Source organism: Thermoanaerobacter siderophilus SR4 (assembly GCF_000262445.1).
GTDB lineage: Bacteria > Bacillota > Thermoanaerobacteria > Thermoanaerobacterales > Thermoanaerobacteraceae > Thermoanaerobacter > Thermoanaerobacter ethanolicus.
On record NZ_CM001486.1, the window covers coordinates 2,517,517 to 2,540,159 of the forward strand.

Below are 22,643 nucleotides of genomic sequence, written 5' to 3' on the forward strand. Positions count from 1 at the left end.
AGTACGCTTTTTATCATTTGCACAATTTTTTTACAAGCCCCTCCAATGCCAAACTACTATCTGCTCCTGATTTCAATGCAATATCACATTTCAAACACTCTTTATAAGCTCTTTCCAACTCTTCTTTTTTAAAAAGTCTACTCTGTCTCATTAACTCTTCTACTGCAAAGTATGGTACTCCTAAAGAAGATGCAATAGTCTTTTTATCGCCAAATTTACCTTCAAAGCTTTTTATCTTAGTAATCAACCTCATTTGTCTTACAATCATCGACAATATAATAAGGGGTACTTCTCCTTTTTCTAAAAGGGTGTGTAAAACTTTATAAGCCTCTTTTTCTTTTTTCATTCCTATAGCATTGACAAGATTAAAAAATGTTTTGTTGCAGGTTTATAGTAAGAACCTCTTTCATCTTTTCCATTTCTATTTCTTCACTGTCAGAATAGGAAACTAATTTATGTATTTCATTTACAATTGCGTATAAATCCGTTCCAACGCTCTTCACAATATATTCCACATCAGATTTTTTTACTTTTTTGCCACTCTTTTTTAAAAAATAGCCGGCGTAATTTACTGCCTCTTCAAAAGAAAGTCTTTGAAAATAAACTATTTTACCTATTTTTTCAATAAACTTATAAAGCTTTTTCCTTAAATCTATTTTTTCTCCTCCTATAATTACTAGTACAATGCTGCTTTGAGGAGAAGTAACTTTTTCTTCTAGATAGTTCGTAAGTCTTTTTAACTCTTTATCCCCTAGCTTAGAAAGCTGTTCCTCTTCATTTTTTACTACTACTAATTTGTAATCAGAAAATAAAGGTAATGTCTCACAATTTTCGATAATAGCTTCCATACATTCTTCTGGACTATCTTTTTCAATAACCACATAGTTCATATCCATAGTCTCAGGCATTAATATTTTTGCTTTTATCCTTTTTAAAGCATCTAACAATAAAAACCTCTCTTCTCCATAAAAAAGATATACATTGTCAATCTTATCTTTTTTAAACTCTCCACTAACTCTTTATAATTCATTATTTCACTCCTTGAGAAAAGTAGTTATATAAGCCCTTTCTCCATTTGTTTTTACGATAATTGCTCCATTTTTATCCGTCCTATATACCTTCGCCTTCTCTTGAAGATATTTTAGCACTCTCTCATCAGGTAGTCCATAACTGTTTTTACCTACTTGGACAATACATACTTTCGGATTGGCTTTTTCAATGAATTCTTGTGTAGAAGAAGTATTTGACCCGTGGTGAGCCACCTTTAAAATATCAGTCTTTATGTCTAAATTTTTCAAAACCTCTTCTGCAGGCTTTTCTATATCACCTGTAAATAAAAATTCCATCTTCTTGTACTTCATCTTAAAAACAAGTGCATTGTTATTTATAGGATTTTCCTCTATTAAATTTTGAGGGTCAGGGTGTAAAACGTATATTTCAATATTATCTATTTCAACCTTATCTCCTTTTTTCAGAAAAATAACAGGGATGTTTTTCTCTTTTGCAACCTTAATCATCTTTTTAAAATTCTCATCAGTAACTTTTTGGACTCCAATAAAAACTTTATCTACCTTTATCTGCTGCAAAACAGTAATTATTCCACCGATATGGTCAATATCTGTATGAGATATAAATACTCCATCAAGCTTCATAACACCTTTGTAATACAAAAATGGAAGTACTAGATCTTCTCCAACATCAAAAGAAGAAGTCGCAAATAAAGGTTTGCCTCCTCCATCTATTAAAAAAGTTTTGCCGTGGGGTGTCCTGACAAACGTGCTGTCCCCTTGTCCTACATCCAGGAAAGTCACTTCTAAATCTTTAGGCAATAGATAATTATAAAAGAAAATTGCTATAACAAAAGTCAAGGCGATTGCAATAGAAATCTTTTTAGTTTTTTTATCAAAACTGCTAAGTAGGACTGTTAAAATTCCATAATACAAAACAATCACATACAAAGGCGGAACAATAGTATTTATACTGGCATAAGGAAAGCTATTGAACAATTTCGTTATGTACAAAATAGCTTCTACTACAGGTATATTTATATAATTTATAAAATAGGACAAGGGAGGAAAAATCAGCCCTATCATAGCCGATAAAAATCCCAAAACAACTGCTATATTCGCCAATGGCACTATTACAATGTTGGACAAAAGCGAAATTATGGATATATAATGATAATAATACATGGTAAAGGGGATTGTGCCAATTTGAGCAGAAAGAGTTAAAGCGACTAAATCTCGTATTTTGGGATTTAGCATTGATAATTTTTCTCGTATCGGCTTATAGAAATACAAAATGGCTAAAGTGGCAACAAATGAAAGTTGAAAACCTACATCCCACAGCATCAAAGGGTTAAATATTAATATCACAAAAGCCGCAAAAGACAAAGAATTTATAGAATTATGTTTTTTGCCATAAGTAGTGCCAATTAAAGCGATAGAAGCCATAAGAGCTGCCCTTATAACTGGCGGATTTGCTCCTGTTAAAATTGCATAGAAGGTCAATACAATTATAATGATAGGAACTTTGTACCTTCTAATGTTAAAAAGACTTAACATATAAAGTATAAAACCTGTTATAATTGCTACGTGCATTCCTGATACGGAAATAATATGTGAAATACCTGCTGTCCTAAATTGTCCCAAAGTCTCATCGTCAACAAGTTTATCTCCTAAAAAAATCGATATAACAAACTTAGCATCTCTTTCGGGCATTGAATTTATATAATTAACTTCTGTTTTTTGCTTTGCAGCATATATAACCTTCTCAATAAAATTTAAATTGCCTTTGCCCACAATGTCAACGGCATACCCCTGCACTCTCATAACTGCATAAATTCCTTTTTTCTTTAAAAAGAGCTTGTAGTCAAAGCCTCCTGGATTTGTAGCTTTTTGGGGAATTGAAATTATCCCTCTTATACTTACAATATCTCCCTCTGAAGGATATTTGCCCCCATATTGAGTAACCAATACTTTAGGTAATTTAGGCGGTTTAACTATGTATTTAGCATATCCCTCATATTCTTTTACCTCGTACACCTTGCCATTTATAGTTATAAATTTATCTTCAAACTTTAGATAAGGATTGGGAGAATTAAAAGCATTGCCACTTAAAATTGCACCTACAAAAATAAAAGAAATTAAAAGAAGTAAACTGACATTTTTATTTTTCAAATACCGCCACAAAGAAATAGCCACTGAAATTGCTAATAAAAGCAAAAAAGCAAAAGGATGAAAAACATATCTTCCAATTATTATTCCTAAAGAAAAAGCTACAGTAAGATATAAAAATGGAAATTCCATTTTATATCACATAAACTTCAAAATCTCTTGCAATTTCTGTATTTCCAAAGACTTTAATTGCTTCATCATAATAATCCTTGATAGAAATAAGCGGTGACAAATGAGTCAAAACTAATCTTTTGCACTCGGCTTTCTTAGCAATTTCAGCAGCTTCCGCAGCAGTTAAGTGTGGTCCTTGCATTCCTGTCAAGAAATTTCCATCACATAGGAATAAATCAGCTTTATTTGCAAAAGATATTAAATCTTCATTATAGGTGGTATCACCACTATATACAAAGATTTTTTCTCCCTTTTTCATCTTCACAGCATAAGTCTCTACAGGATGCGTCATCTTTTTAAAAGAAATCTCTATTCCCTCTAAATTTAAAGTAGCCTCTTCATTTATAATGTGTAAATTAAAAACATCTTTAAACTTAAAATCTTCAAAAACATTTTCTGGTGTTTGTGGACAATATACATTCACAGGTTCAGTTATCATGCCTCTTGACTCCATAATATCAAGAGCATATCTTAAAACCATCATGTCTGCCACATGATCAGAGTGCAAATGAGACAAAATTATGTATTTTAATTTATTTAACTCGTAATACCTTTGGTATCTGCTTATTACTCCACTGCCACAGTCCAGTAAAATATGAGTATTTTCCTCTTCTACTAAATATCCGGAAGTAGCCCCATAAGGCCCAGGGAAAGGTCCATGACACCCTAACACTGTGACTTTCATAAATTTTTGCCTCCCTCCTTAAAGCTACAGACAAATTCATATAAATCTTTGTAACTACCCTTTTGTGTCGCTACTATATCTTTTGAATTTCTATTTATCATATAGTCCTCAATCAAAAAAGTCTTCATACCCAACTTAAAAGCTATCAAGTCCTCTTCCACATCATTTCCCACCATATAACAATTTTCCGGCTTTTTATTTATAACTTTTAATATCTCTTCATAGTATTGTATATGGGGCTTACAAAAATGCATATTTTCATAAGTAGTTATAAAATCAAAATAGCTTTCATTAAGGCCTGCCCATCTAAGCCTCTCTAAGATTGCAATTCTTGGAAATACAGGATTGGTTGCTAAAACAAGTGTATAGCCTTTTTCTTTCAAAATTTCTAAGGATTTCTTGACGTATTCATTGGCCTTAATATTTTTTCCTAACTCTTTGTAATCATTTAAATAAAAGTCTTCAAAAAGTACATCCAATTCCTCTTTTGGATAGTTGACTTTTTTTAAAAAAGAATCAAAAAATGCTTCTTCATTAGTTTTGTTTGGATCTAAATTATTTATCATGTCCATACTGGCACTATAAAGACTTTTAAATAAAAAATGGGGGTCAAATAGAGAAGAAAGCTTTTTTGTGAGACTTAAAAAATACTCATCCAACATCTTGTCCGTATCAACAGGAAGTAAGGTACCGTCCAAGTCAAATAGAAATGTATCAATCATTCTCATCACCTCAATTTCTCTTTCCTATATAATGATATATTTTTACATAAAAAAAGCAAGGTTTAAAAAACCCTGCTACACTTTGTTAAATAGTTCCAATCGAGATATCAAACGTATCAAAATATACCCTATTATTATACTTGCAAAACCTTGCACTAAATTACTTGGCACATCAACTAAGGAAGCCTTAAAACCGTACATGATTCCTCCTGCTATATAGTATCCTAACACCATCCATAAAGCTCCTATTATAAGAGATACAACTTTTAAATATTCCTTAGTATATTTTTTATACATAAGTCCAACAATCAACCCTTCTATCCCTTTAATTATAAAGGTCCATGGAGACCAATATGCATAACCTGATAATAAGTCCGCAAGAGCAGAACCAATGCCTCCAGTTACAAATCCCATTGCAGGGCCAAATAAAGCAGAACTTAAGAATATAAAAGAATCGCCTACGTTTATATAGCCTTTTGTAGCCGGAGTGGGTATCTGAATTACCATAGTACCAATAGTAACCAATGCCATCATAAAAGCCCCATATACTATTTTTTTAACATTGTTTTGTTCCATATTTCCACCTCCAATAAATGTATGTAGGATAGTTATATTATAACATACAATTGTAATGGTGCAATCATAACAATATAATAACAAAAAAAGAAAAGCCCTTGTTTCTTAAAAGGCTTTAGATATAGTTTCCAACTGTGGAATACCTATCTTTTTTGGTAATTATATATGAAACAATCAAATCATCCAGTTTACGACTTATATCAAGCACTTTTTCATAGTCAATCTCTTCCTTAGTAACGAGGTTATCCAGTTCTTTCCTCAAAACACTTATCTGTCTTTCTAATGCTTCATTACTTTTCATTTTGTTTACCCCTTTTTTGAGAGTTCGTATATACAATTTTACCATCATAATACAAAAATTACAATAGGCTTTATTAAGAAACAACCCTTAATTTATCTACTATATTAACCAATTTCTTATAAATTTCTACAATTTCTCGTCCACACTCTACTTTCCAATCATTTTCTCCCTCATTTACCTGTCCAGCTTCATTAGTTAGTATCCTATTCAAGATATCGTCACTTTTTATTTTTCCTTAATACTCTCCATGCTTCGTTTTAATTCTTCATCTACTTTTTTTACTACACCCATCTCCCTACTCTCCCCATTTTAAATATTTATTATAATATATTCTATATATGTTATAAATTTCCTGCTAAAATTTTAAAAATTTTTATCTCTTATTTATTTCGTCTATAACAATACTCAACGCCTTGTCCATTGCTAATTCTAATCTGTCTGGGGAGACTCCGCCTTGACACATATAAGCGTTTCCTCCACCTTTTCCGTCAAAAACCCTCAATACCTCTTTAAAAAATCCATTCACCACAATGTCTACATCGCCAGACCTTGAAACCACTAAATCTCCTGTTTCTCCTCTTTTATTCCCAAGTATAGCTATACATTTGTCATTAGAAACTATGTATTTAGCTAATATTTTTATCTCTTCTGTCGTTCTATTTTCATAAAGCTTGTATACTATGTGTATACCTCCATGCAACTCTGAACTTTTTATCAGGTTTCTAGACTCTTCTAACAATATGTTTTCTTTCAAAATATTAACTTCTTTTTTAACCTCTTTATTCTCTTCAAGTAACTTTAACACATGTTCTAAAATATTCTCTTCTTGTTCGGAAAGAAGATGACAAAGAGCATTCACATAATTATTTTTTATGTGATAATCATAAAGTGCTCTAAATCCAGCTACAAATTCCAACCTTATGCCTTTATTCGTTTTCTCCCACTTCTTTATTTTTACAAATTCCTATTTCTCCTGTAGTCTTAACATGAGTGCCCCCACAAGGAGAATAATCTATCCCTTCTATTTCTACTATTCTTATATTTTCACTGACTTGTGGTTGCTTTCTAAGGGGCAGCTTTTTTAACATTTCTTCATCTGCAAAATAAGTTTTAACAGGTATATTTTTATAAACAAAGCTATTAACTTCTTTCTCCACTTCAAAAGCCTCTTCTTCGTTAAAAGTATCTTTTGTTATAGTTATGTGGGAAGATTTATCCCCAATAGAAAAACTTTGCGTATGAGCTCCATATTTTTTCTCCAAAACGGCTGATAAAAGATGTTGTCCGGTGTGCTGTTGCATATGGTCAAATCTTCTCTCCCAATCAACTTGGCAATGAACTTTTATACCCTCAGGGCATTTATCTGCAAGGTGGTATACTGTATCATTTTCCTCGTATATTTTGTAAACTTTAATACCATCAATTAGGCCCGTATCACTTGGTTGACCTCCACCTTCAGGATAAAAATAAGTTTTATCTAATACTAGTTCCCATTTGTTATTTATTTTTCTTTTATCTATGATATTAGCATCAAATTCAGTAATATAACTATCCTCATAAAAAAGCTTTTCAGTCATAAAAATCATCCCTTCTTTATAAGAATTGCATGGAAGTCATCCATGCAATTCTTATTCATAAACTTTTGTTCCTAAAACAGGAGTAAGTTTTCTAAACTCTTCTATTATCTTTTTCGTTATGGGACCAGGTTTTCCATCTCCTATTACCCTATGATCTACTTCTACCACTGGTATTGCTTCAGCAGCTGTACCTGTCAAGAAACATTCATCTGCAGTATACACGTTAAACAAGGAAAAATACCTTTCTTCAAAAGGGATTCCTAATTGCTTTGCTATATCAATTACAGTAGCCCTTGTAATTCCTCCTAATGCTCCTACTGTCGAAGGAGGAGAATACAAGGTGCCATTTGAAACTATAAAAATATTGTCACCAGTACATTCAGCTACATATCCTTCTTGGTTTAGTATAAGAGCTTCAGGATACCCTGCTTTTACTGCTTCAATTTTTGCAAGAATATTGTTTAAATAATTTAATGACTTTATCTGGGGATCTAAAGCCTGAATAGAATTTCTTCTATAAGTAGAAGTAATAATTTTTAAACCGTTTTGATACATAGATTCAGGATACAAAGTAATCTTATCAGCAATTATAACAACAGTAGGTTTAGGACATTTATATGGGTCAAGGCCTAAATCACCTTTTCCTCTTGATACTACAAGCCTTATATAGGCATCCCTTAAATTATTAACTCTTACCGTTTCAACAACTTTTTCTTTCATCTCCTCCATCGTCATAGGAATGTCGAGAAGAAGAGCTTTTGCCATACTATAAAGCCTTTTTAAGTGCTCATCAAGTTTGAATATAACTCCATCATAAGCCCTTATGCCCTCAAAAATACCATCCCCATAAAGATAGCCATGGTCAAAAACCGAGACTGAAGCTTTTTCACTGTCTACAAATTCTCCATTCACATATACTAACCCCATAACTTATGACTCCTCCTTTATCGCAAAATTAATTTAGTAAGATTTTATCACTTTAAATAGCTTTAGTCAATTGAAATGTAAAAAGCCCCACAAAGTGAGGCTTTCTTCAAATTTATTCAGCTTTTATAGCACCAGTTGGACACACAGTTTCACAAGCACCACAGTCAATGCAAGTATCAGGGTCAATCTCGTATTTTCCATCCCCTTCATGGATAGCATCTACCGGGCATTCTGCCGCACAAGCTCCGCAGCTTATACATTCATCAGTGATATAATGTGCCATCAATTTTCCCTCCCTGTATACAGTATGTAGCTCCACAAAAATTATAAATCATTTACACAGAATTGTAAATAATCAAATTAAATTTTAAGAATTAAACAAAATTTAAAAAAATGTGAGGGGTATTGTCAAATTATAAAACCTATGTTATAATTACTTTCGTCGAGGCGCTGCCGAATGGTGTAATGGTAGCACAGGTGACTCTGGATCATCTAGTCTAGGTTCGAGTCCTAGTTCGGCAGCCATTTTGGCCCCATCGTCTAGCGGCCTAGGACATCGCCCTCTCACGGCGAAGACAGGGGTTCGAGTCCCCTTGGGGCTACCAATATCAAATTGAGAAAAAGGCATCTGTGGATGCCTTTTATATTTTTAATATAGCTTTTATCAGTAAACCTCCAAAAATAGCTATAAGCATGCTACTCATTGTCCCTATTAAATAGTATTCTGCAAAATTTTTATCATCTAACTCTTTATATCTTGCGATGGAATTTAATCCCCTTTGCCAACAGTTTTCTTGAACCAATTATGTCGCCTGTTATCACTGTATACACGTGGTATCACCCTTTCATGGGTTAAAATAATAGTATCACCCTTATAAGGGTAATACTATTGTCTATAGTAGTAAAAATTATACACTATGGCAATATTTTTGTTATTTCCTCATCTTTTCAATAAAATCTATGGCTTTTTCAATTCTCTCTATAGTTCTTTCTTTTCCCAAAAGTTCCATTATGTCAAATAGTCCTGGTCCAAAAGTTCTACCCGAAATAGCTAATCTCGTAGGATGGAAAAGTTCACCACTGGATATTTGCAATTCCTCCACAAGTTTGCGATAGGCTTCCTCAGTTGTAAATTTATTAAAAGGCTCGATTTCTTTTAAAGTCACTACTGCTTTTTTTAGGATATCCACAACTTTTTCTTTAGTAAAATACTTTTTAACTCCTTTTTCCTCATATTCGTTAACTTCTGTAAAATAATAGCTCATGGCATCAGCTATATCCACAAGAGTTTTTTCCCTTTCTCTTACTGCACTTACTATTTTTTTGATATAATCATAATCGAAATCCTCCCTAATTAAGTTTTTAGCTTTCAGAAATGGGATAACTGCTTCAGTTAATTTATCTAGATCATAATTCCTTATGTAATGGCCGTTTATCCAAGTCAGCTTTTGTACATCGTAAACAGCTGGATTTTTTGATACCCTTTCTAAAGTAAATTCTTTTATGCTTTTTGACACATCAAAAATTTCTTCCCCATCTTTTGGCATCCATCCCAGCAAGGTTATATAATTTACAATTGCTTCAGGAAGATACCCCTGGTCTCTAAACTCCTGCACAGAAGTCGCTCCATGTCTTTTACTAAGTTTACTCCTATCAGGAGCTAAAACCATAGACACATGGGCAAATTGAGGAATTTCTACGCCTAAAGCCTCATAAATTAATATTTGCTTTGGAGTATTTGACAAATGTTCCTCTGCCCGTATAACATGAGTTATTCCCATTTGGTAATCATCCACCACAGTAGCAAAATTATAAGTAGGCATATTGTCTGATTTCATAATTATAAAGTCATCAAAGGTGGAATTATCAAACTCTACATCCCCTCTTATTACGTCGTGAACTACTGTCTTCCCTTGTTGAGGCACTTTTAACCTTATTACAGGTTTTCTCCCTTGCCTTAAATGCTCCTCTATTTGCTCTTTGGTCAAATTTCTACATTTTCCCGTATACATTGGAGGCCTACCTTCTTTTTCTGCCTGTTTTCTCATTTCCTCTAACTCTTCTTTTGTGCAAAAACAGTAGTAAGCCTTTCCTTCCTCTAATAATTTATTTGCAAATTTTCTATATTCTTCTATCCTTTGCGATTGGTAAATAGGTCCTTCATCCCAATCAATACCTAACCATCTAAGTCCTTCAAGTATTCCTTTCATAGATTCTTCTGTAGACCTTTGTAGGTCAGTATCGTCCACCCTTAAAATAAATTTTCCTCCATTGTGCCTTGCAAAAAGCCAATTAAAGAGAGCAGTTCTGGCACCGCCTATATGTAAACTCCCTGTAGGACTTGGAGCAAATCTTACTCTCACTTCACTCATCTTATCACCTCTTCATAAGTTTAAACTATTTTGATTATACTTTAATTGAAGTGTTTTTTCAACAAAGAAGTATTTCATCAAAAATTTGTGATATAATCATACTATAAACTTAAAAAAGGAGCTGTTAAAATGAAAGATATTGCTATAAACCTTTTAGAAGAAAGAGGAGTTACTTTAGAAGATATGGCAGTATTAGTATTAGACTTACAAAAAAAGTATTATGATGATTTAACAATAGAGGAATGTATAGAAAATTTACATCATGTACTTGAGAAAAGGGAAGTTCAAAATGCAATCTTGACAGGAATCGCTTTAGACAAATTAGCAGAAAAAGACATGTTAGAAGAACCTCTTTTGTCCATTTTAAAAAAAGATGAACCCTTATACGGCATTGACGAAATTTTAGCCTTAAGCATTACAAATGTTTATGGTTCTATAGGTCTTACTAATTTTGGATATCTTGATAAAGTAAAACCCGGCATAATAGGAAAACTTAATGAAGATAAAGAAAAAAAGTGTAATACTTTTATTGATGACTTAGTAGCTGCAATAATCGCCGCGGCTTGTGCCAGAATTGCCCATTCTAAAAAAGAAGTTTTATAAAAAACTATTTTTCTAAAGTAAACTTTACATAGCCTTTTTCTGCCTCCACCTTTTTTAATTTAAATCCTTCAACAGGAATTTTAATGTTTATAGTCGTGTCATAGCCATAAAGAATTTTTTGAAGCAACTGGCCGCCAATTTTTATATCTCCTATATTTAGAGAATTTATTAACAATTTAATTTTGTTATCTTCTATCGCAAAATTGCCTTTTAAAGTGTATGAATCATCATCTTTTATTTCAAAACTTTCTCTACTAAAAGATACTGTTACATCTTTTAACTTGTCACTGTAAGAGCGTATCATCTTTGTTACATCAACATCAGTAAAAGAAGCTGATACGCTAAAAAAGGAAAAACTCAAATCCTTATACTCCAAAGTATCCCATGGAAATTGAGAAAGGTGGCTTAATAAATAATCTAAAGAAGGAAACATTTTGTCCAAATTATCAGCCATTGCAAATATTTTTTGATAATTGGCAATTTTCTTTTTTATCTCTTCTAACATTTGGCTTTTAGCTAACTTTAATTCGTCTATTTTTTTTAGCAATTCTATTTGTTCTTTTTGTTTTTCTATAAGCTGCAATCTTTGAGAGGTTAATCTATTTTCCTCTTCTCTTTTATAGTTTACAAGCTTATTTAAATTTTCTAGTTTATTGTAAAAATAATTGGTTACAATGTCTATGTAAATAAGCCTATGCAATAATTCGCTGGAATTTTGTGACATAAGCAGAAGTGATAATATAGCATTTGTTCCATCCATATACAAAAACCTAAACCAAGTCTTTATTATTTCTTTTTCCTTTTCTATGTCTTTATCTACCATTTGTATTTCTTTAGATTTTTCCTGAATAGCTACAGTTAAATTTTCAATCTCTATTGCTAAATCTTCTAAAGACTTTTGGGTTTTAAGCCTTTCTACCTCAAGATTTAATAGCTCTAATACAAGTTTTTGTTCCTCCTCCTTCGCCTTATCAAAATCCGAAGAAGTATCACTTTGCGCTGGTACTAGTATAAAATTAAATAAAAATATACTCCCAATTATAATAGCTATCAACTTTTTCATAAAACCCCTCATTTAATATAGCATTTTTTGTTCTACATGGAACTATTTAACATTAACTAGTCCACAGTAATCTTGTCTTTTATCTGTTCAAACATTTTAGGACCTATTCTCGGAACATTCATTATGTCTTCAATTTTTTTAAAAGAACCTTTATTTTCTCTAAATTCGATTATCCTTTCAGCCGTCACAGGTCCTATTCCTGGCAAAGTTTGCAATTCTTCTTTAGTCGCAGTATTTATATTTATTTTTTCATTTTTCTGTATTGTACTAGTAGGAGAAATATTATTTGTTTCACCCTTTTTTGGAACTATTATCATTTGTTCATCCTTAACTTTTTGCGCGAGATTTATATTTGTGAGGTCTGCTTCTTCCAAAGGTCCTCCTGCTTTATTTATAGCATCTATAATCCTTTCTCCTTCTTTCATAGTGTAGACTCCTGGATTTTTTACTAATCCTGTTACATATACTTTTATTTCCAAAGGCTTTTCTTTGTTCTCTTCACTCTCTACAATTCTTTCCACTGGCACACTCTCATTGCTTGCATTGACGACAAATTCATTTTTTAATTTATAATTTTTGTAAATTACATATCCTGAAAATGCCAATATAAAGCATAATATAGCAACTATAGCATATTGCTGCTTTTTTGAAAAATAAGGCATACTAACACCTCTTTTTACAGCTTCCTTTATTTATTTCTACATGAATTAAAAAATTCCTTTTTATTTTTCACATTTTTTTGGTATACTTTAGGTATGAGCATAAATTGGAGGCATGGCAATGAAAAAGATAATAGCTTGTTTACTTACACTCTTTATTTTAGTAGCTCAAATAACTCCTATATACGCTAACGTACCGCCACCGCCCGAAATCGTAGGCCCAACTGCAGTTTTAATGGATTTTACAACAGGTCAAGTATTGTATGACAAAAATATGCACAAAAGAATGTACCCCGCAAGCACAACTAAAATTCTTACTGCAATTATTGCTATAGAAAAGGGAAACTTAAACGATATTGTAACTGCAAGCGATAATGTTACAAAAATAGATGGAAATTCCATATTTCTTTCTCCTGGTGAACAACTTACGTTAGAGCAATTACTTTATGCGCTTTTGTTAGAATCTGCCAATGATGCAGCAATAGCAATTGCTGAACACATTGGTGGGAGCATAGAAAACTTTGCTAAAATGATGAATGAAAAAGCTAAAGAAATTGGAGCTTATGATAGCCATTTTGTAAATCCAAATGGTCTTCCTGATGAAAATCATTATTCGACCCCTTATGATATGGCATTAATAGCAAGGTATGCAATGCAAAATCCTGAATTTAGAAAAATAGTAACTACAATACATTATCAAATTCCCCCTACTAATAAGTTTGATAAAGTAAGAGATCTATGGTTAAGCAACCGCTTAATTAAACCTTCAAGTTTTCACTATGAAGGCGCCGATGGAGTAAAAACAGGATACACGGTTGCAGCAGGTCAAGTTTTAGTAGCTTCTGCAACAAGAGACGGCCACAGACTTATATCCGTCATAATGGGAGACCAAGGAACAAATATCTGGACAGATACTATAAAGCTTTTAGACTACGGATTTCAAAACTTTACTTTAGTGAAAAAAACAGAAAAAGGTGAGGTAGTAACTTATATCGACTTGGGAAAATCTCACTTTAAACTTCCTCTTATTGCAAAAGAAGACTTTTACTATGAAGTCCCTAAAGGGCAAGAAAATTCTATAGAAACTCAAATAATACTAAATAAAAACATAAAAGCGCCAATAAATAAAGGAGATACATTAGGATACATTAAATACACTTTAAATGAAAAGGAAATAGGCACAAATCCTCTTATTGCAACCGAATCTGTTTATAAAAACTTTTGGGGAAATTATTATATGGATGTACAATCTTCTGGGGTAAAAAATACAATGTATACTAACCCTGTAAGATTCATTACTGGAACAACAATTTTAGGAATAGCTTTTATCCTTTGGAGAAGACGGAAAATTAGAAATAGAAAGAAATATATTTTCTCAAAATATTGATTTAAAAAAAGGGCAGAATGCCCTCTTTTTATGCATATATTTGGTTGTCATTGAGACTTCTACTTCTTCCCATGTCCTTTATAAAAGAATCAACATTAAAAAATCTTTTTAAAATTTTAAAATAATACAACTCTTCTTTAGACTTTATTTCAAAACCGTTAGGTAGGAATCTATTTTTTATATACTCTGCATCACTAATTTCTGATTCGGCTATTTTATTTAATATTTCAGATGTACCAGTTCCTATTGCAAATTTTTCTTTTCTTCTCCATACAATTGATTCTGGTAAATAATTTTCTGCAAGCTTTCTAAGTATCCACTTTTCGGTTTTTTCTCGGCCGTTAATTTTAAATGACGGTGTTATTTTAAATGCGTACCGTAACACTTCTATATCTAAAAACGGTACACGTCCCTCAATGGAATGTGCCATTGTCATTCTGTCAACTCTTTGAAGATTTGTATTATGCAAATTTCGAGTTATATATTTTAATTCGGATTGTAATTTCCAAGGATTTGTATAATTTTTGAGGTAATGGTATCCGCTAAACAACTCATCAGCACCTTCTCCCGAAAGAATAACTTTTACGTAATTGCTTGCAAGTTTTGATACAAAATATGTTGCAACAGCACTTCTGACTAAGGCTGGATCACAGGATTCAAGATGATATATAACTTTGGGTAAAACTTTTTTTATGTCCTCCTCTGTATAAATAAATTCATGGTGAATCGTACCTACATAATCAGCAACAACTCTTGCATTCTTTAAGTCATTACTTCCTTCGACACCTACTGCAAATGAGTGAAGGGGATTTTTGTATTTTGCTGCTATTGCTGCTATAAGGCTGCTATCCAATCCGCCACTTAAAAATACTCCAACAGGCACATCAGCAATCAACCTTTTTCTTACTGAATCCTCTAATCTAAGCCTTAATCCATTAATAATATTATCAACATCTGCAAAATACATCGGATCCTGTGGAATTGAATAATATCTCTCAAATCCATTTTCAGTTGTATAAATATATCCATTAGGAAATTCATTTATATCATCAGTTACTTCCTGAAGTGCTTTAATCTCCGAAGCAAAGGCAAAATAACCTTCTTTTGTTTTACCATAATACAATGGCTTTATTCCTAACGGATCGCGAGCAATAAATATGGTCTTTTTTTTAGAGTCATAAATAACTAAAGCAAACATTCCATCAATATAGTTAACACAATTTTTACCTAGTTCTTCAGACAAATGAATTATTACTTCGCTATCAGTATCTGTGGAAAAAATATGGTTTTTTAACTCTTTACGCAATAATTGGTAATTGTAAATTTCTCCATTATAAATAAGCCAATACCTGCCATCTTCGTTTTTTATAGGTTGGCGTCCATGATAAAGGTCAATTATCGTCAACCTATTATGGCCTAATGTAATATTTTCATCTGCAAAAATACCTGACTCATCCGGGCCACGATGTCGTATTTTATCAAGCATCCTTTGTACTTTGCTCTTATCACCAGTTCCTATAATTCCTGCCAATCCACACATTTGATTATCATTCCTCCCCTTCATATATATTTAAAGAAAATTGAATAAGGAACGTAAGAATAGATCTTACGTTCCTAAATTTTATACTGTTATAACTAATCTTTCATATTCACGTAAAATCTTTTCTACCCTTTCTTGTTCAGGTATTATTCTATGCTTCTCATAGTCATAAGCATAACATGCACCATCTATTACTTTGGTCTGCAATTCTCCTTTTGCATACTTGTTACCCTTGAGATGTGGTGCATCTAATAGACCAATCTTTATCGCCAATGCTAATACGTCTGGATCAGAAAGTGGATCAGGACTGTGAGGCGCTAAACTCTTTATCGCTTCCAATAAAATCCTTGTCTCTTTCTTTAACTGTTCTTTTCTTTGAATTACTTCTTTATCCTGAGTCAAATCAGGCATTCCAAACATAGAGTTTTTTATCACGGCTTTTACTATTTTAACGCTTTCAATTATATCTTCTGGCGTTGCAGCATGATGAGCTTCACAGTAGCCTACCACATGATAGATATGAGGCTTTATAGCCATGGAGAGATAGGCACTGGAAGCCAATTGTCCTTTAGCTTCTAAAAGGTCGGAAGGGAAACTTGCAAGCCCAGCCCTTGCCTGCCTTATAACTCTGAAATTTTCATCTTGTAATTCTTCTATCAATTCTATCTTAGCTAACATCTTTGCCAAATCCATTTTTGGTGAAATAGAAGCAGGTACATTAAACATAAACTGAGCTACATAGTCTCTTACTCCCATCTTTTTGGCATTATATGCTGCAAGATAAGCCATTGTTACTCCAATTACGTCGTGAGCATCTCTCAAGCTCCAATGATGTGCTTCGTTTACTTCTACAGGTACTCCTTTTTCAGCGTGCCATTTCATAAGCTGCTGATTTTCTCTTATGGAAGTATTTACATCCCTTGGTCCTCTGCCGTCCAATACATTATACCAGCAAAGGGGAATCGCTGCCCAAGCGTTATGGATAGTCTCTAGAAGCATCTCTGCCATCTTGAAAACATCATTTGTACCACTGTAACATCTGAGAAGAGGATAGTTACCTCTTCTTGAAGCCTCATATATTCTTATTAAGTCTTCTTTCTTTCTTATAGGAACACCGCCTGCTCCGTCCAAAGATTTGTCATATTTCTTATCAAAGAAGTGCTCTTGAGCATTTTGGTCTGGTGCTATAGAAATTACATCTAAAACTTCTGCTTCTGCTATCTTCTTAACTCCTTCTATAGTGTCCTCCAATGAAGGAAGCCCAAAGTGATGCCTTATTATAGGATAAGGATATTTATCTTCTATTCTTCCAATTAATGTATCAGCAAAAACTCTTTGTCTATGGTTTGAACTTCCTCCTCTTAAGAAATTAATTGTAGCTTCATCGCCATTTTTACCATCAAAAACTGCTGCAAATATTCCTGATTTACGAGCTACTTCTGCAGTAGGCTCTGTCCCTCCAAATACCCATTTTATATGTTGCAAATTATTTACTTCTATTTCCCTCTTGAGTTCTTCTAAAAGTTTTTCAAGAGCTGAAGGAGTTAGTCTAAAGCTTACTCCTACAATCTCCGGCTTATGTTCTTTAACAGCTTCAATCAATTTTTTAATAGGAACTGCAGGACCTAAAAATACAGTCTCATAACCTTGCTGTTCTGCAAATCTCAAAAAGTTATACACACCTGCTACATGGACGCAATTACCTATCGCTGCCGCTACAATTAACTTTTTCATGCTATCGTTACCTCCTTTCTTTTCCCTTCAACCAATTCTATAATTTCTTCAACTGTCATACCTTGTATGCCAAGCTTTTCAGCCGTTCTTCCAACTTTCCAATAATCTTTTCCGTGCATAACTGAAGCAAGATGTATAACAGCATCAATAGTGGGGGTCTTAATGCCTATTTCTTTCCCTATAGAAGACATAGGCACTAAACTCATAGGAACATCTTCAAATATATAACGACAATCTAATGTTTGAGGAGCTAATAAACCAACATAAGCTTTTGTATTTTGAATTGCCTCATATAGATTTTCTCCTTCCGCATTATAACTTTCTTTTAGCCATCTTTTAGCGGAAATAGTATTTACGCCCAGAGCTTTTGCCACCATCATTCTCTCATTATCTATTTTTTCCAATATCTTTGCAACAGAAGGAGAAATGCCTTCCCGATAATATTCAAAATTCCCTTTAGTAGTTTCTATTCTCGCTGCATTCAAAAGAGTAGGGGTGGGATGAAAAACAGCTCCAAAATTGTTAAGACTCGTTTCAAGAACATTTTGCGCCGGAATAAACTGAGAAAATGCAGTATTAAGTGTTTCCACCACTATTTCTGTTTTTTCTTTAGGTATTGCAGCAACAGACACTACTTCTTTTATTTTGTATATTTTAGCTCTTCCCATGGAAGACCTGCAGGCGTATATAAAAGTATCTGTTTCTGCAATAACTACATCTAAATCTTCTCTTTTTCTTGTAACATTATGAAACTCTAAAGCACCACCAGTTCTCCCAGGGTTTAATACAATTATTTGACCATCCCTAAGATATGGCAGCATGTCTTCGGCAATTTTATAATGGGCAGAAGCAGGAACTACAACTAAAACTATATCAACATCTTTAATAGCTTTCTCCATGTCATCAGTTATCACATTTAACTTGCCAAACCCTTCTACTTCTCCTTCTAATTCAATTCCACCTTTTTCTATAATAGGAAGTAATTTTTGATAGGTTCTATTGTACAAATTAACTTTATAGCCTTTTAAAGCGAGATGCCCCGCTATCGCTTGACCCCCATTCCCAGCTCCAATTACTGCAAAAGAGAGTTGTTTCATTTTTACTACCCCCTTTTAAAGAAATGAAAAAGCTATAGAGGGAAATCTATAGCTTTAACCTTCGGTGTCTGTAAAAACCCAAAAAGACACCAATGCTATCATCCTCCTCTTTCAACGCTTACGAGGTTAGCTGACGGGTTCGGGTCGAAAGATAACCCTACCATCTTTTAAAAGATGGATTCACCCCAGAAAGTGGTTCCCCCGCTTCTTTACGAATTCAGCGTTTAGCATTTTATTTAATTTTCAATTTATTTTTATTATATCATAAAATCAAATATTTGTAAAGGAAAACAGACTAATATTTACCAAAATCCTCTCCTACCCTTATTTCATCCAAATAATTATATATAGTATATCTGGAAACACAGAGTATTTTTGCTACGTAATCCACAGCGCCCCTTATTAAGAAAGTCCCTTTTGCATCTAACATTTTCACTATCTGAACCTTTTCTTCTTTTGTCATAAAATTTACAGGTTTACCATAATTCTCTAATGTAGTATTCACAATGCTTTCCAAAACATCACTTACACTGCCCGTATAACTTTCTCTATTTTCTTCTGTAGTATCAGCTACTTCACAGAATTCTGATAAGGTATTTTTCACCATAATAAATTCTGAAATATCGATATTAATTGTAAGGCACCCAATGGGCTTGCCATTTTCATCTTTTATAAAAATCGCGGACGACTTCAAAATTTTTCCATCATTGCTCTTGTTTTTATAATTTATTAAATTCTCAATATTATCTGATTTCAATACTTTTAATATAGCCTCAGGCAATGGAGCCCCCACTTCTCTTCCCGTAACATGGGGATTTATGATCGCAATGATAGGATTTTGTGGGGAAGAAAAGTCATGTAATGCCACTTCGCAATTTTTGCCAAATGTATTAGCTATACCTTCCAGTACTGGGATCATGCTTTTTAAGATAGGATGTGTTCCCATTGGCTTTGAATCCCCCTAATCATACAATATTAAATATATGCGGTAGAGAGTAAAAAATGACACAAGAGATAACAGCATTAAAAATTTATTAACGTTATTATACATACCTTAAATGCGGTTGTCAAGCACTATTTCCTTTGCATCTGCCCACAATCTTTCTAAATTATAAAATTCCCTTTCGGGTTGTTGAAATATGTGAACTATTACATCTCCATAATCCATCAAAATCCACTTGCCCCAATTGTAACCCTCAATATGATCAACAAAAACGCCGTCTTCCATAAGTTTTTTTCAATTTCGTCTGTCAATGCTTTGACGTGAGTATCCGAACTGCCAGTGGCAATAACAAAATAATCTGCGACAATCGTTAAATCTCCTATATACAAGATCTTTATATCATAAGCTTTTTTGTCTTCTAAAACTTTATAAATTTTAGACACCTTATCTTTTCCGTCTATCACTAAATCACCCTCCATTTTATATGTTTTTCCCTAAAATTATAGTTATATCAACATTACTGTCTCCATTCGTATCTTCCACTACAATAGCGTTTTTTAAAATTTTCTTCAGATCTTCTACTATTTTTTTATCATCAGTCCTATTGATTATCTGAGTAGTGTTGTAAGTGGTACCTATTACATTTCCTATCTTCACTACATCATACCCTTGTTGTTTTAACAAATCAGCAGTCTTTGTAGCAGCTCCTGGTATACCACCGCCATTTAAAACTTCTATTTTTATGTCTTTTTTATTAGCTGCGATAGCAGTATCATCTCTTTCATCATTTAAATTATCCATAAATTGTAATACTTCTTGTGGATCTGTGATATAATAAGCAACCCCATCAATGTACTGAGGAGTACCAGGCACAGTAGCTGCTTTTATATTGTCTTTGTCAAGTTTTAAAAGATAATCTGCATACTTTAACATAGTAGTAGGTGGTATGTTTGTTTCTACGTATTGATTTATGGTTTTTAATATACGATGAATTTTTAACAAAGTACTAGGGTCTTTAGCTTTTTGAAACATCGCTAATAAAAATTCCCTTTGGACTTTGACCCTTTCTAAATCCTGTTCTGCATACCCATGTCTAAATCTCACCAACTGTAAAGCCTTCTCTCCATCCAAAAGTTGAACACCTTTTTTTAAATGAATATGAAGATTCCCTGCATTGTCATCATAATTCATGTCCATCGGTACGTTCATCTCTACTCCGCCTAAATCGTCTACTAATTGTTTAAAACCTTCATATCCAATCTTTACATAATAATCAACGGGCTCTCCAATAAGCTGTGACACCATATCCATCGCCAGTTGAGGTCCACCTATGGGATAGGCAGCATTTATCTTTTGTGTCCCATATTTGTCAAGTTTAATCATTGTATCTCTGGGAATAGATAAAATATAAGCTTTGTTAGTTTTAGGATTATAAGATAATAATATCATAGTATCAGAACGCCTTGGATCTGTTGGCGATGTTTCATCAACTCCCAAAACCAATATATTTATTTTCTGAATTGCCTCTGAATTTTTGTTTTCACTATTTTTATTCATCAAAGAAACATCTAAGGGGTTCAAAGACTTTAAATAGATATATCCTCCTACTCCTACAGATAATAAACTCAGCAACAATAACATTGATACAATCTTTATAAATTTTTTCATTTACCTCCACTCCCAAGTTTCAAAAGAATATGATTTCGAGCTTTTATTGTTTTCTCATAAAGAAGTAGTCCCCTCTCTAAAACATAACAAATTGTACTATCAAAAGACTTTAACAAAGCAAGGTCTAAATTTTCCTCAGCTAATCGCCTTAATTCCTCTACTCCTTTAAAATCTCTATTAGGCTCTATATAATCCGCAAGAAATACTACTTCATCCAAAAGGCTCATATTGACATCACCAGTAGTATGAAGAGCAATTGCCCTTTTTATTTCTTGATCTTTTATTCCAAAAATTTCTTCTACCAAATGTGCACCTATAGGACCGTGTAAAAGAAAAGGCGCATGAATTAAAATCTCATCTAGCTCAATTCTATATTTTTTAGCAAGTTTTAAAAGGTCATCATCAGAATAGCTTTTAGCGCAATCATGCAATAATCCTGCTACTTGTGCCTTTTCGACATCAGCTCCATATTTTATTGCAAGATGCATTGCGGTTTCCATTACTCCAATAGAGTGTTTAAATCTTTTTTCATCTAATAACTCTTTTAATCTCTTTTTAAAAAATTCTATGTCATACCCCATTTTCGTCATCCTCTTTGTATAAACCGTATTTTTGAATATATCTTTCAACAGACTCCGGCAACAAATACTTTATAGGTCGTCCCCCTGCTACTCTTTCCCTTATATCAGTTGAGGAGATAGCCAAAGAGGGAACAGTCACTTTGTAAATGACATTTCCATAAAGTTTTCTAATTTTTTTTAATTCTTCATCTATTTTACTACCTTCAACTCCTGGCCTAGTTGCAGCAACAAAATTACACATTTTCAGAAGCTCATCCGCGCTTTTCCAAGTCAAAATTTCTAAAACAGCATCTGCTCCTGTTATAAAATAAAGTTGCGTACTTTCCCCATAAATTTTTTTAAACTCTTTGATAGTATCAATAGTATAAGTATACCCTTCTCTGTCAATTTCAATCGTCGATACCTCAAAAAAAGGATTAGTTATTGTAGCAAGTATAGTCATTAAATAACGATGTTTTTTATCTGTCACCTTTCGCTTTACTTTATGAGGCGGGTTACCTGCTGGAACAAAAATCACTTTGTCCAATTTAAATTCAGACCTTACCGCTTCAGCAGTAACTAAATGGCCATAATGAATAGGGTCAAAAGTGCCTCCCATTATCCCAAGTCTAAGCTCCCTTTCCAAGTTACTATCCCCCAATTTATATTTCTTTTATATTATACATTATACATCAAAAGAGGTAAATTGCACAAGCTTACCATGAGCCCTCATTAAAATCGAGTAGGAGCTGAATAATTATTTTATTCAGCGTCCTCTCACACCACCGTACGTACCGTTCGGTATACGGCGGTTCATTAGGAATTGTGTACAATTAGATATCTTTGGGATAAACTCTTATAACCTATGCTTTCAAAGTATTT

At 33.1% G+C, this 22,643-nt stretch carries 23 protein-coding genes, 2 tRNA genes, 2 pseudogenes and 1 riboswitch; of the genes and pseudogenes, 4 read left to right on the forward strand and 23 right to left on the reverse strand.

All coding sequences use genetic code 11. The features are described from left to right. Positions 1-13 precede the first annotated feature (13 nt). From holA to THESIDRAFT1_RS12570, 11 genes and pseudogenes are all read right to left on the reverse strand, one after another. A pseudogene (holA, locus tag THESIDRAFT1_RS14840) lies at positions 14-1,030 on the reverse strand (DNA polymerase III subunit delta). A gap of 4 nt (positions 1,031-1,034) precedes the next feature. Next, positions 1,035-3,308 (reverse strand): DNA internalization-related competence protein ComEC/Rec2, encoded by a 2,274-nt coding sequence (locus THESIDRAFT1_RS12530; protein WP_006570556.1) that lies wholly within the window; start codon positions 3,306-3,308, stop codon positions 1,035-1,037. A 1-nt stretch (position 3,309) separates the two neighbouring features. Then, complete coding sequence (locus THESIDRAFT1_RS12535; protein WP_003869531.1) at positions 3,310-4,032, reverse strand: MBL fold metallo-hydrolase; 723 nt, start codon at positions 4,030-4,032, stop codon at positions 3,310-3,312. After that, on the reverse strand, positions 4,029-4,754 hold the full coding sequence (locus tag THESIDRAFT1_RS12540) for an HAD family hydrolase (RefSeq protein ID WP_003869532.1): 726 nt from the start codon (positions 4,752-4,754) through the stop codon (positions 4,029-4,031). Before THESIDRAFT1_RS12540 ends, THESIDRAFT1_RS12535 begins: the two co-directional genes overlap by 4 nt. A 75-nt stretch (positions 4,755-4,829) precedes the next feature. Further along, complete coding sequence (locus THESIDRAFT1_RS12545; protein WP_003869533.1) at positions 4,830-5,330, reverse strand: ECF transporter S component; 501 nt, start codon at positions 5,328-5,330, stop codon at positions 4,830-4,832. Between the two features lie 115 nt (positions 5,331-5,445). Continuing rightward, on the reverse strand, positions 5,446-5,631 hold the full coding sequence (locus THESIDRAFT1_RS12550) for an aspartyl-phosphate phosphatase Spo0E family protein (protein WP_039929424.1): 186 nt from the start codon (positions 5,629-5,631) through the stop codon (positions 5,446-5,448). A 73-nt stretch (positions 5,632-5,704) separates the two neighbouring features. After that, complete coding sequence (locus tag THESIDRAFT1_RS15020) at positions 5,705-5,842, reverse strand: hypothetical protein (RefSeq protein WP_244262680.1); 138 nt, start codon at positions 5,840-5,842, stop codon at positions 5,705-5,707. A 162-nt stretch (positions 5,843-6,004) separates the two neighbouring features. Next, positions 6,005-6,547: a DHHA1 domain-containing protein gene (locus THESIDRAFT1_RS14455; RefSeq protein WP_244262681.1), complete on the reverse strand. Its 543-nt coding sequence runs from the start codon at positions 6,545-6,547 to the stop codon at positions 6,005-6,007. A 10-nt stretch (positions 6,548-6,557) separates the two neighbouring features. Beyond that, the gene (locus THESIDRAFT1_RS14460) at positions 6,558-7,208 is read right to left on the reverse strand and encodes an alanyl-tRNA editing protein (RefSeq protein WP_244262682.1); all 651 of its coding nucleotides are present in this window, start codon (positions 7,206-7,208) and stop codon (positions 6,558-6,560) included. Between the two features lie 51 nt (positions 7,209-7,259). Beyond that, positions 7,260-8,135: a branched-chain-amino-acid transaminase gene (gene ilvE, locus THESIDRAFT1_RS12565; protein WP_003869537.1), complete on the reverse strand. Its 876-nt coding sequence runs from the start codon at positions 8,133-8,135 to the stop codon at positions 7,260-7,262. Between the two features lie 112 nt (positions 8,136-8,247). After that, the gene (locus THESIDRAFT1_RS12570; protein WP_006570559.1) at positions 8,248-8,418 is read right to left on the reverse strand and encodes a DUF362 domain-containing protein; all 171 of its coding nucleotides are present in this window, start codon (positions 8,416-8,418) and stop codon (positions 8,248-8,250) included. A 168-nt stretch (positions 8,419-8,586) separates the two neighbouring features. On the opposite strand from THESIDRAFT1_RS12570, the gene THESIDRAFT1_RS12575 reads away from it, so the two are divergent. Both THESIDRAFT1_RS12575 and THESIDRAFT1_RS12580 read left to right on the forward strand, forming a co-directional pair. Further along, positions 8,587-8,660, forward strand: a tRNA-Gln gene (locus tag THESIDRAFT1_RS12575). A gap of 4 nt (positions 8,661-8,664) precedes the next feature. Beyond that, a tRNA-Glu gene (locus tag THESIDRAFT1_RS12580) sits at positions 8,665-8,740 on the forward strand. Between the two features lie 36 nt (positions 8,741-8,776). On the opposite strand, the gene THESIDRAFT1_RS13425 is transcribed toward THESIDRAFT1_RS12580, so the two are convergent. Beyond that, a complete protein-coding gene (locus THESIDRAFT1_RS13425) occupies positions 8,777-8,938 on the reverse strand; it encodes a hypothetical protein (protein ID WP_164995797.1) in 162 nt (53 codons plus the stop codon). Positions 8,939-9,067: 129 nt separating this feature from the next. Continuing rightward, positions 9,068-10,507: a glutamate--tRNA ligase gene (gltX, locus tag THESIDRAFT1_RS12585; RefSeq protein WP_003869539.1), complete on the reverse strand. Its 1,440-nt coding sequence runs from the start codon at positions 10,505-10,507 to the stop codon at positions 9,068-9,070. Between the two features lie 129 nt (positions 10,508-10,636). On the opposite strand from gltX, the gene THESIDRAFT1_RS12590 reads away from it, so the two are divergent. Further along, positions 10,637-11,110: a phosphatidylglycerophosphatase A family protein gene (locus tag THESIDRAFT1_RS12590; protein ID WP_004405273.1), complete on the forward strand. Its 474-nt coding sequence runs from the start codon at positions 10,637-10,639 to the stop codon at positions 11,108-11,110. A 4-nt stretch (positions 11,111-11,114) separates the two neighbouring features. Here the strand turns inward: THESIDRAFT1_RS12590 and THESIDRAFT1_RS12595 are convergent, their stop codons facing one another. Both THESIDRAFT1_RS12595 and THESIDRAFT1_RS12600 read right to left on the reverse strand, forming a co-directional pair. Further along, positions 11,115-12,173 (reverse strand): coiled-coil domain-containing protein, encoded by a 1,059-nt coding sequence (locus tag THESIDRAFT1_RS12595; protein ID WP_006570560.1) that lies wholly within the window; start codon positions 12,171-12,173, stop codon positions 11,115-11,117. 56 nt (positions 12,174-12,229) lie between these two features. Further along, positions 12,230-12,835: a helix-hairpin-helix domain-containing protein gene (locus tag THESIDRAFT1_RS12600; RefSeq protein WP_006570561.1), complete on the reverse strand. Its 606-nt coding sequence runs from the start codon at positions 12,833-12,835 to the stop codon at positions 12,230-12,232. Positions 12,836-12,953: 118 nt separating this feature from the next. Here THESIDRAFT1_RS12600 and THESIDRAFT1_RS12605 point away from each other — a divergent pair, with 118 nt between their 5' ends. Then, on the forward strand, positions 12,954-14,219 hold the full coding sequence (locus tag THESIDRAFT1_RS12605; protein WP_006570562.1) for a D-alanyl-D-alanine carboxypeptidase family protein: 1,266 nt from the start codon (positions 12,954-12,956) through the stop codon (positions 14,217-14,219). 28 nt (positions 14,220-14,247) lie between these two features. Here THESIDRAFT1_RS12605 and asnB read toward each other — a convergent pair whose 3' ends face one another. The 8 genes and pseudogenes from asnB to nadD all read right to left on the reverse strand — a co-directional run bounded on the left by asnB (position 14,248) and on the right by nadD (position 22,407). Next, a complete protein-coding gene (gene asnB / locus THESIDRAFT1_RS12610) occupies positions 14,248-15,759 on the reverse strand; it encodes an asparagine synthase B (protein ID WP_006570563.1) in 1,512 nt (503 codons plus the stop codon). Between the two features lie 81 nt (positions 15,760-15,840). Further along, positions 15,841-17,493, reverse strand: a complete 1,653-nt coding sequence (locus THESIDRAFT1_RS12615) for a cobalamin-dependent protein (protein ID WP_006570564.1) — start codon at positions 17,491-17,493, stop codon at positions 15,841-15,843. Then, positions 17,490-18,590, reverse strand: coding sequence for an NAD/NADP-dependent octopine/nopaline dehydrogenase family protein (locus THESIDRAFT1_RS12620; protein WP_003869546.1), 1,101 nt, complete (start codon positions 18,588-18,590; stop codon positions 17,490-17,492). Before THESIDRAFT1_RS12620 ends, THESIDRAFT1_RS12615 begins: the two co-directional genes overlap by 4 nt. 101 nt (positions 18,591-18,691) lie before the next feature. After that, positions 18,692-18,823, reverse strand: a riboswitch (cyclic di-AMP (ydaO/yuaA leader). 62 nt (positions 18,824-18,885) lie between these two features. Next, on the reverse strand, positions 18,886-19,536 hold the full coding sequence (locus tag THESIDRAFT1_RS12625) for a helix-turn-helix transcriptional regulator (RefSeq protein ID WP_003869547.1): 651 nt from the start codon (positions 19,534-19,536) through the stop codon (positions 18,886-18,888). Between the two features lie 108 nt (positions 19,537-19,644). Continuing rightward, positions 19,645-19,997: pseudogene (gene rsfS / locus THESIDRAFT1_RS12630) on the reverse strand (ribosome silencing factor). A gap of 16 nt (positions 19,998-20,013) precedes the next feature. Then, positions 20,014-21,201: an LCP family protein gene (locus THESIDRAFT1_RS12635; RefSeq protein WP_006570565.1), complete on the reverse strand. Its 1,188-nt coding sequence runs from the start codon at positions 21,199-21,201 to the stop codon at positions 20,014-20,016. Beyond that, entirely contained in the window at positions 21,198-21,782 is a 585-nt protein-coding gene (gene yqeK, locus THESIDRAFT1_RS12640; RefSeq protein ID WP_006570566.1) for a bis(5'-nucleosyl)-tetraphosphatase (symmetrical) YqeK, read from the reverse strand. Before yqeK ends, THESIDRAFT1_RS12635 begins: the two co-directional genes overlap by 4 nt. Beyond that, complete coding sequence (gene nadD, locus THESIDRAFT1_RS12645) at positions 21,772-22,407, reverse strand: nicotinate-nucleotide adenylyltransferase (RefSeq protein ID WP_003869551.1); 636 nt, start codon at positions 22,405-22,407, stop codon at positions 21,772-21,774. The genes yqeK and nadD overlap by 11 nt, the downstream gene beginning before the upstream one ends. Positions 22,408-22,643: the final 236 nt, after the last annotated feature.